Raw genomic sequence first — 7,525 nt, forward strand, 5'->3', positions numbered from 1 at the left:
GGAGCCGGCGAGCGCGTCCAGGCCGCCAGCCTCGACACGGCCGCTGTCGAACTGACGCATCAGCCGGGCGCCCAGGTGCACGCCGACCCCGCCGACGGCCAACGCGACCAGCTCGGTGACCAGGATCGCGACCGACGCTCCGCGCTGCGGGGAATGTGACCGGACCAGGCAGGTGAGCAGGAACATGGCGGCCATCACCGCGTTCACCAAATTGAAGGCGACTGCGGTGCGGCGGGTACGGTCACCCGGAACGTCCCACAGGTCGACCATGCCGGCCACGGCGGTCAGCGCGGCAGCGACGAGCGCGGCAATGCCCGTCCAGTAGCCGACCTCGCCGAAGAACGCGGGCCCGCCGACGACGTCGGTGAGATCGAAGACGGTGGCACTGACGAACAGCCCGAGCGGGAACGTCACCAGCATCGGTTGGATCGGATGCCCCTGCACCCGCAGCCGGCTCTGCATCGGTCCTCCCCCGGGTCGGCGCAGCTCACCTGACCAGAGTGCTACCCGGGGTCGGTCGAGACGAAACGAAACGGTCCGACTCGTCGCTGACCGGACGAACGGACACCACCCGCCCTGATCCACTCGCGTTTCAGGAAACCGCGCCATCCGGGCGGCCGGGACACCCCGACATCAGGAGTGATCCACTCGGGTTTCAGAAAACCGCGCCGTCCCACCGACCCGGACACCCCGACTTCAAGAAACGCGAGTCGATCAAGCGGGGACCGCGGGGACGCGGGGACGCGGGGACCCGGGGACCCGGGGACCGCGCGGAACGCCAGGACGCGGGGACCGCGCGGACACGGGGACGCCGGGAGGCGCGGACCGCGCGGAACGCCAGGACCGCGCGGAACGCCAGGACCGCGCGGAACGCCAGGACCGCGCGGAACGCCAGGACCGCGCGGAACGCCAGGACCGCGCGGAACGCGGGGACGCCGGAACGCGGGGACCGCGCGGGACGCCGGGCCGGGGTGGTCAGGTGTCGCGTGAGCGGGAGACTGTCCGGACCAGCCGTTCGGCCACCTCACGCAGCGGTATGTCCAGTGAGGACGCGGCGGTCCGCAGCACGTCGAGGGCCTCGGCCGGCGGGCAACCGCGCTGCGTCATGATCACGCCGACGGCCTGGTCGACCACTCCGTCCTGCAGGAGCGAGGCGTCCCGAACACCTGCGAGGGTGAGCTGCCGGCTGCGGTCGCGGACGGCGGCGAGCAGCAGTCCGGCGTGTTCGGCGAGCAGCATCGCGGTCAACTGGTGTTGCGGGGTCAACAGGTCCGGCGCGGCGGCGTACAGGTTGATCGCGCCGATCACCTGGTCGTCGATGTCGACCGGCGCGGAGATCACCCCGCGTACGCCGAGGTCGCGGGCGCGCGCCGTCCAGGCCGGCCAGCGGGGCTCACCGTCCAGGTCGGCGGCGAGGATCATCTCGCGGCGACGGATCGCGCTCATCGCCGGCGAGTCCGGACCGTGTCGCAGGTCATCGAGCCCGGCCAGCCCTTCGTCGGAGGCGGCCACCCCGGCCGGCTCGCCGGCCCGCAGCGCGGTGAACCCGCACCAGCGCACCCCGGCGACGGCGTCCCGGGTGACCCGGACCAGGGCCAGCAGAGCCTCATCAAAGTCGGTCAGGGCGATCAGCCCGGCGGTCAGCTCCCGTAACAGCGCGGCTGCTTCCAGGACGCCGAGTGTCTGCACCACCGGTTCCCGCGTGTCGAGGTTCACCGGTGTGCAGCCTCCGTGCCGTTTCGCGCCTGCCCGGCACGCATCGTCACCTGTGTCATCGTCTGCTCTCTCCCGACTCGACCGACCAGCCCTACTACCCTCGGAAACCCGGGTCGAAACGGCGCAAATCGGGGCCCCTGTCGCGCCCGAAGGCGCGACGGGGCCCCGACGTCCGGTAACTCAGCGCGAGGTGCCGCTGAGCCGCCGCCCGATCGACGCGATCAGGCGGTCGAGCTCGGATCCGAACGGGTGGTCGTGCACCAGGTACGTCCACGTGGCGGTGGGCCGGACCAGGGTGCCGTCGTCGGGCTGCCAATCCTCATCGAATTCGGTCTCGTTGAAGGTGGCGATGGTGCGGGCCTCGATCTCCGGGATCAGGTCGTTGAACGCGGGCACCGCGGCCCGGTGGAACTCGTCCAGCGGGTCGAGCCGGCCCAGGGCGCGCAGGTGCACGCCCTCACGGACCTCCGACAGCTCGGCCAGGTGCTCGGCCCAGAGCCGGTCCAGGTGGTAGAGCGCGATCGACCGCGCGGCACGGGCGAGCAGGTCCTCGTCCATCTCGCCGGCCTTCTCGGGCTCCTTCTCCAGCAGCATCACCGCTGCCACGTCGCTGGTCAGCAATCGCTCCCGGCGCGCGGCGAGGGCCTTGCGCTGCTGCTCGATCACCACGCTGTAGCGCCAGGTGTTGCGGTGGATCTCGTGGTTGACGCCCTCGGCGACCCGCTGGGCGTGCTCCACCGCGTAGTCGACCTGGTCGTCGGTCACCAGGCCGTCGGCGTTCATCCGCGGCGAGGCCGGCACCGAGTCGGCGGCGTGCCGGACCACGAGGTCGTCCTCCAGGCTGACGAAGAAGACCGAGCCACCGGGGTCGCCCTGCCGGCCGGCCCGGCCGCGCAGCTGGTCGTCCACCCGGCGGCTGTCGTGCCGGCCGCTGCCGATCACGTAGAGCCCGCCCAGCTCGGCGACCCGCTCCCTGTCGCTCTGGTCGCTGCCGCCGAGCCGGATGTCGACGCCCCGGCCGGCCATCTGGGTGGAGACGGTGACCGCGCCGTACGCGCCGGCCTCGGCGATGATCGCCGCCTCCTCGTCGTCGTTCTTGGCGTTCAGCACGACGCAGGGCACGCCGGCAGCGTTCAGCCCGGCGGCCAGCCCTTCGGACTCCTTGACGTCCAGGGTGCCGACCAGCACCGGCCGTCCCTTGGCGTGCGCGCGCTGGATCTCGTCGACGAGCGCCTCGTCCTTCTCGGCCCGGGTGGCGTAGATGCGGTCCGGCTCGTCCTCGCGGATGCACGGGGTGTTCGGCGGGATCACCGCGACCTCGAGGTTGAAGAACTCCCGCAGCTGGTCGCCGACGTGCACGGCGGTGGCGGTCATCCCGCACACCTTCGGGTAGAGCGCGATGTACGCCTGCATGGCGATGGTGCCAAGCACCTCACCCTCGGCGGTGGCGTCCAGCCCCTCCTTGGCCTCGACAGCGGCCTGGAGGCCGTCCGGCCAGCGGCGGCGCTGGGCCACCCGGCCGCGCATCTCGTCGACCAGCTCGACGGTGCCGTCGCGGACGATGTAGTCCACGTCGCGGTGCAGCAGGGCGTGGGCGTGCAGCGCCACGTTGACAGCGGAAAGCTGCGCGACGTGCTCCTCGTCGTACAGGTCGATGCCGAGCTTGGCCTCGATGGCGGCCAGGCCGGCGGAGGTGAACGCCACGCTCCGCCCGTCCTCGGCGACCGTGTAGTGCTTGCCCTTGCGCAGGCCACGGACCAGTGCGGCGGCGGCGTGCACCGGGTCCTGCTCGCCCGGCACCGCGCCGGCCAGGACCATCGGCACCCGGGCCTCGTCGATCATGATCGAGTCGGCCTCGTCGACGATGGCGGTGCTCAGCGCGGGCTGCACCCGGTCTTCCACGTCGGTGGCCAGCTGGTCGCGCAGGTAGTCGAAGCCCGCCTCGCTGACCGAGACGTAGGTGACGTCGCAGGCGTACGCGTCGCGCCGCTCCTGCGGGGTGGACGCCTCGTTGACCCAGCCGACGGTGAGGCCGAGCAGGGTGTAGACCGGCTCCATCCACTGGGCGTCGCGGCGGGCCAGGTAGTCGTTGATGGTGAGCACGTGCACCGGCCCGTTGCCGAGCCGGACGTGCCCGTACGCGGCGATCGTGGCGGTCAGTGTCTTGCCCTCACCGGTGGCCATTTCGGCGACCTTGCCGGAGAGCAGCGACATCGCGCCCAGCAGCTGCACGTCGTACGGCCGCTGGTCGAGGCCACGGCGGGCGGCCTCGCGGCCGACGGCGCAGATCTCCTCGTAGTCGGCGGCGGCACCCGCGGCCTGGGTCAGCTCGGCGTCGTCGAGCGCGGCGAGCTCAGCCTCGCGCGCCTCGATCGCCGGGAGCAGTTTCTCCAGCGGAGCAAGATCCACGGTCGAGCCGGGGCGCTGGAGGAACCGCCGGAACTTGCTCTTGAACCGTTGAGACACACCCATGAGCGGCAACGGTACGCGATTCGGGGCACCATGTGCGGCCCGGCCGCCCGGCAAGTCGGCGGCACCGGGGCGGAGTCAGCCGACCAGCAGCTGGTGGCTGGCGAGCTCCCGGTACAGCGGGTCGGTGGCGGTCAGTTCGGCGTGGGTGCCGACGGCCACCACCCGGCCACCGTCGAGGACGACGATCTGGTCGGCGTCGACCACCGTGGCGAGCCGGTGCGCCACGATCAACAGCGTCCGGCGGACGGCCACCGCGTCGATGGCGCGGCGCAGCGCGACCTCGTTGCGGGAGTCGAGGTTGCTGGTCGGCTCGTCCAGCAGCAGCACCGGCGGGCCGGCGAGCAGCGCGCGGGCGATGGCCAGTCGCTGCCGTTCACCCCCGGAGAGCAGGACGCCGCCCTCCCCCACCTGCACGCCGAGGCCCTGCGGGGTGCGCTGCGCCAGGTGTCCCAGGTTGACAGCGTCGAGGACCTCGCGCAGCCGGTCGTCGGCGGCGTCCGGGGTGGTGATCAGCAGGTTCTCCCGCAGCGTGCCGGCCAGCACGGGGGCCTCCTGCTCGACGTAGCCGAGCCGGGCCCGCAGCGCGTCGCGGGGCAGGTCCCGCACGTCGGTGCCGTCGAGTCGGATCGCGCCGGCGCTGACCTCGTAGAACCGCTCGACCAGGGCCAGCAGTGTGGACTTCCCGGCGCCGGAGGGGCCGACCAGGGCGGTCCGGGTGCCGGCGGGCACCGCGAAGGTGACCTCGTGCAGCACCGTCTCGCCACCCGGGTAGCCGAAACCCACCCGGTCGAACTCGATCATCGGGGTCGGGCGGCGCGGGGTCGCCGTCGCGGTGGCGGGCGCCGGCCGGTCGTCCGCGCCCTCGGCGGGCACGGCGAGGATCTCCTCGATCCGCTGCAGGGCGCCCAGGCCGGACTGCAACTGGGTGTACGCCCGCAGCACCTGGCCCAGCGGCAGGGCCAGCAGGAACAGGTACATGACGAACGCGACCAGGTCACCGACGGAGATCGCCCCGGCGGCGACCCGCGCCCCTCCGATGCCGAGCACCAGCAGGAAGGCGCCCTGCACGGTGACCGAGCCGATCGGGCCGACCAGCGCCTGCACCCGGGCCACCCGCAGCCCCGCCGTGTACGCCTCCCGGGCGCTGCCGGTGACGGTCTGCGTCTCCCGGGTCTCGGCGCGGCTGGCCCGGATGGTCCGCGCCGCCGAGATGGCCCGTTCCACCGCCGAGGTCATCTCACCGATCCGCTCCTGGGCGGTCCGGGCCAGCGCCCGGACCCGACGGGCGAAGGTGGCGGCGAAGGCCAGCCCCAGCGCCACCCCGAGCAGGGTGACGCCGAACAGCAGCGGGTCGAGCAGCACCATGGCCGTGCCGGCGCCGACCACCGTCACCGCCCCGGTGACCGTCTCGAAGAGACCGGAGGTGACGACGGCGCGCAGCAGTGTGGTGTCCGAGCCGACCCGGGAGAGCAGGTCGCCGGTGCGTCTGCGGTCGTACTCGGCGATGGGCAGCCGCAGCAGGTGACCGGCCAGCCGGCGCCGGGTGCCCAGCACCAGCCCTTCGGCGGTGCGTTGCAGCAGGTAGTCGCGCAGCCCGCCGATCGCCGCGCCGAGCACTACGAGGGCCACCAGCACCGCCACCAGCTCGGACACCCCCTGCTCGGCGCCGATCCGGTCGAGCACGGACCGGGTGAGCAGCGGCTGCGCCAACGACGCGGCCGAGCCGACCAGCGACAGGACGCCCACCACGACCAGGGTGCCGCGGTGCTCCCGCAGGTACGGCAGCAGCACGCCCAGGCCGACCGGCCGGCCCGCGGCGGCCCCGCCGCCCGGCCGGTCTGTCGCGGTGCCGCCGGCCGGCCGGTGCGTCGAGGTGCTCATGCCGGGAACGGTAGTCCGCCGTGTCACCAGGGCGGGCGCGCTCCGGCCCGGCGGGTCAGGTGGCGAGCACCACCTGGAGTTCCTGGCGGCGACGGTCGGCCAGGTCGGTGAGGAGGGCGGGGGCCTCGTCGAACGGCACCACCGCCGAGACGAGGTGCTTGCGGATCGTGTCGCCGTACGCCCGGAGCAGGTCGATGGTCTCGGCGGAGAGCCGTTCGCGGTCCCAGGTGGGTGCGAGCCCGCGCGGCACCCGGCCGATCTGGGCGCAGCGCAGCGACAACCCGTTGTGGTGGAACTCCTCACCGAGGCGGACCGCGTCCGCGCCGCCCTGGTAGAAGGCGAGGTCGATGACGGTGCCCTGGGGGCGCAGCAGGCGCAGGGCGAGGTGCAACGCCCACGCCTGCCCCCGGCACTGGAACACCACGTCGGCGCCCCGGTCGCCGGCGGTGTGCGCCCAGCGGGTCTTGAGCACGACCGCCGGGTCGTCCGCGTCCGGGTCGAGGGTTTCCAGGCCGAGCGCCTCGGCGACCTGCCGGCGGTGCGGGGTCGGGTCGAGCACCACCACCGACGCGGCCCCGTTGCGCCGGGCGAACAACGCCGTCAGCAACGCCACGACACCGGCGCCGATGACGGCGACCCGTCGGCCGCGTACCCCGTCGCCGAGCGCCCGGACGTCGGTGCCGTGCAGGTCGGCGGCGGCGTGCAGCAGCCCGTTGGCGCAGATCGGGCCCATGTGCGCGACGTACACGCCGAGCAGTGGGTCCAGGTCGTCGGGCAGCGCCACGAACCGTTCGGCGACCGGGTCGGCCAGCCACCCGGTGCGGTGCCCGTACGTCATGGCACCGACAGTGCCCACCGCGACGGCCGGCGTTTCGCTCTCCACCACCCGGCCGACCTGCATGTACCCCAGTCGCGTCACCGGGTAGGGAGTGCTGGCCGGGCCCGGCTGGAACAGCCCCAGGTCGGCGTTCCAGGTGACGTTCAGGTAGGGGTTCGTGCCCTTGACGTAGCTCAGCTCGGTGCCGGCGGAGACACCGCTGAACAGCGTCTCGACCCGGAACGTGCCGGGACGCAGCGGCGCGGCGTCCTGGTCGACCAGATCGACCTGGCCGGGACCGGTGACCACCACGACCTTGTCACGCATCGACGGTCACCCCGCTGGCGAGCACCGCCGGCGCGGTCGCGGTGACGAGCCGCACGGTCGTGCCGGTACGGGCCGAGTCGGCCACCGCGAGGGCCAGACGTTGGGTCGCGAGGGCCTCGGCGTACGGGACGCGCACGTCGTCGCCGATGCCGCGGACGGCGTCGACGAAGGCGCGGTCCACCGCCACCCGGGCGGCTTCCGGGTCGGCGGGGAGGTGTCGTTCGCCGTCGGCGTCGCGGATCGACAGCCCGTCCTCGGTGATCGCGAGGGCCAACCCGTCGGCGAGGATCTCCAGGCCGGCGCGGTGCTTCC

The 7,525-nt window shown here is 73.4% G+C and carries 5 protein-coding genes and 1 pseudogene; all 6 read right to left on the minus strand.

What is annotated here, in order from left to right:
- Positions 1 to 462, minus strand: a 462-nt coding sequence (locus tag KBX53_RS15655) for a DUF2231 domain-containing protein (RefSeq protein WP_210860048.1), incomplete at its 3' end; no start/stop codon positions are given.
- Positions 463 to 975: 513 nt separating this feature from the next.
- On the minus strand, positions 976 to 1,716 hold the full coding sequence (locus KBX53_RS15665; protein ID WP_210860052.1) for a GAF and ANTAR domain-containing protein: 741 nt from the start codon (positions 1,714 to 1,716) through the stop codon (positions 976 to 978).
- A gap of 180 nt (positions 1,717 to 1,896) precedes the next feature.
- Positions 1,897 to 4,188, minus strand: a complete 2,292-nt coding sequence (gene secA2 / locus KBX53_RS15670) for an accessory Sec system translocase SecA2 (protein WP_210860054.1) — start codon at positions 4,186 to 4,188, stop codon at positions 1,897 to 1,899.
- Between the two features lie 75 nt (positions 4,189 to 4,263).
- Positions 4,264 to 6,069 carry an ABC transporter ATP-binding protein gene (locus KBX53_RS15675; protein ID WP_247675677.1) on the minus strand — a complete coding sequence of 602 codons (1,806 nt, stop codon included), beginning with the start codon at positions 6,067 to 6,069 and terminating at the stop codon, positions 4,264 to 4,266.
- A gap of 55 nt (positions 6,070 to 6,124) precedes the next feature.
- Complete coding sequence (locus tag KBX53_RS15680) at positions 6,125 to 7,213, minus strand: zinc-binding alcohol dehydrogenase (RefSeq protein ID WP_030332703.1); 1,089 nt, start codon at positions 7,211 to 7,213, stop codon at positions 6,125 to 6,127.
- Positions 7,206 to 7,525, minus strand: a pseudogene (locus KBX53_RS15685) (gfo/Idh/MocA family oxidoreductase); the annotation flags it as partial. The pseudogene KBX53_RS15685 and the gene KBX53_RS15680, both read right to left, overlap by 8 nt.

It is taken from the genome of Micromonospora sp. M51, from assembly GCF_018070305.1.
GTDB classification, from domain to species: Bacteria; Actinomycetota; Actinomycetes; order Mycobacteriales; family Micromonosporaceae; genus Micromonospora; species Micromonospora parva.

What these genes read in the sequence shown, in the direction of transcription:
- KBX53_RS15680 (WP_030332703.1), bottom strand. Translation starts at nt 7,213, where the DNA reads ATGCGTGACAAGGTCGTGGTGGTCACCGGTCCCGGCCAGGTCGATCTG.
- KBX53_RS15675 (WP_247675677.1), bottom strand. Translation starts at nt 6,069, where the DNA reads ATGAGCACCTCGACGCACCGGCCGGCCGGCGGCACCGCGACAGACCGG.
- secA2 (WP_210860054.1), bottom strand. Translation starts at nt 4,188, where the DNA reads ATGGGTGTGTCTCAACGGTTCAAGAGCAAGTTCCGGCGGTTCCTCCAG.